The sequence below is a fragment of the Arthrobacter sp. CG_A4 genome (assembly GCF_035985125.1).
In the GTDB taxonomy this organism is placed as follows: domain Bacteria; phylum Actinomycetota; class Actinomycetes; order Actinomycetales; family Micrococcaceae; genus Arthrobacter.
In genome coordinates this window covers 1-1,965 of the sequence record NZ_JAXCID010000097.1, presented here as the reverse complement: position 1 = coordinate 1,965, position 1,965 = coordinate 1, and the positions used below count along the sequence as shown (strand labels likewise).

Here is a 1,965-nt window from a genome sequence, read left to right as displayed (position 1 = left end):
CTGAAGTTACGTTGGTCCTTTCCTCGTTTTCCTTCTGGAATCCGGGGGAAGGACCACTTTTGTATCAACATTTGTAGCCACTAAATTCTTTGGAAAACCTCTTCACTTCGACCACGGTGAGGCGTATTGTTGGGGTATGACCAAGGCAACGCCCGCGATGCATGTAGCCGTGAATACTTCCCGCCGGACGAACAAGACCGGGGTCGAGGTCGAGTACCGCTCGGTACTGCTGCGCCGCTCCTACCGGGAAGGCGGGAAGGTCAAGCACGAAACCCTCGCCAACCTCTCGGCACTGCCGGTGCCGGCCATTGACACGTTGAAGGCGTCACTGGCAGGCAAGACGATGGTGGAGGCCGGCGCGGCGTTGCAGATCACCCGGTCCCTGCCCCACGGCCATATCGAAGCCGTGTACGCCATGGCCAAAGGACTCGGGTTTGAAGCCATGCTCGGCCCGGCGTGCCGGGAACGGGACCTCGTCATGGCGTTGCTGGCCGCACGGATCTGCGCACCGTCCTCAAAACTGGCAACCCTGTCCTGGTTCGCCGACACCACCCTGGCCCGTGACCTGGGGCCGGTGGGCACCGATGACCTGTACCGGGCCATGGACTGGCTCGGCGCCCGCCAAACACAGGTTGAAAAGTCCCTGGCCCGGAAGTACCTGCGCCCGGAGGCGAACCCGGAGAAACTGGCCCTGTTCGATCTCTCCTCCTCCTGGGTCACCGGCACCCGCAACCCTTTGGCCGCGCACGGCTATTCCCGGGACAAAAAGCGCGGGGTGGAGCAGATCGAGTACGGGATGCTGGGGACCCGTGCCGGGATCCCCATCGCGGTGCGCGTGTTGCCGGGAAACACCGCGGACCCGACCGCGTTCATCGGAATCGCCAAGGAAATCCAGGCCCTCGCCGGGGTGGAGGACATGGTCATGGTCGGGGACCGGGGCATGATCACCTCCGCCCGGATCCAGGACCTGAAAAAGACGACCCTGGGCTGGGTCAGCGCCCTGCGCAACACCGCGATCCAGGCCCTCGCCGAGGACCAGGGCCCCTTGCAGATGAGCCTGTTCGATGAGCAGAACCTCGCCGAAATCAGCCATCCGGACTACCCGGGGGAACGGCTGATCGCCTGCTACAACCCCGCCCTGGCCGCCCTGCGCAAACACAAGCGCGAAGAGCTGTTGGATGTTACCGAAGAACGGTTGAAAACCATCCAGAAAGCCGTGGCCGCCGGCCGGCTCAAGGACGCCGGAAAAACCGGGCTCCGGGTCGGGAAAACCCTGGGGGCTAACAACATGGCCAAGCACTTCACCATCACCATCACCGACACGTCCCTGGCCTGGGCACGGAACCCGGAATCCATCGCCCGGGAAGCCGATCTGGACGGGATCTATGTCATCCGCACCAGCGTCAACGAAGACACCATGGATGCCGCCGAAGCCGTGCGGGTTTACAAGTCCCTGGCGAACGTGGAGAAGATCTTCAAAACCCTCAAATCACGGGACCTGCACATCCGCCCGATCTACCACCACACCGAGACACGCACCCGAGCCCACGTGTTCCTCTGCATGCTCGCCGGACACCTGACCTGGCACCTGCGTCAAGCCCTTACACCGTTGACCTTCACCGACGAAGACCGGCCCGTGCCCGAGGAACCCGTCGCCTCCGTGCACCGCTCCGCCGCCGCCGCACGGAAGGCCAGCACCCGCACGCTGGACGACGGCACCCCGGCACGCTCCTACCAGGCACTGCTCCGCCACCTGGGCACGAGGACCCGCAACACCATGACAATGACCGGTACCACCGGCACCTTCGAGCTGCTCGCCGTCCCCACAGAAACCCAGCACCAAGCCCTCAACCTCATCCACGAACACGCCGCCAACCACAGAAAGTAGCCAGACAACCCAGACCCAAAGACAGGAAGATCCCCGGAAACCCGGGGATCTTCCTGTCTTAACCTGCGTAACTTCAG

The 1,965-nt window shown here is 63.5% G+C and carries 1 protein-coding gene; it reads left to right on the top strand.

The features are described from left to right. The first annotated feature begins 136 nt into the window (after nucleotides 1–136). The gene (locus tag RCH07_RS19150; protein WP_326969080.1) at nucleotides 137–1,888 is read left to right on the top strand and encodes an IS1634 family transposase; all 1,752 of its coding nucleotides are present in this window, start codon (nucleotides 137–139) and stop codon (nucleotides 1,886–1,888) included. Nucleotides 1,889–1,965 lie beyond the last annotated feature (77 nt).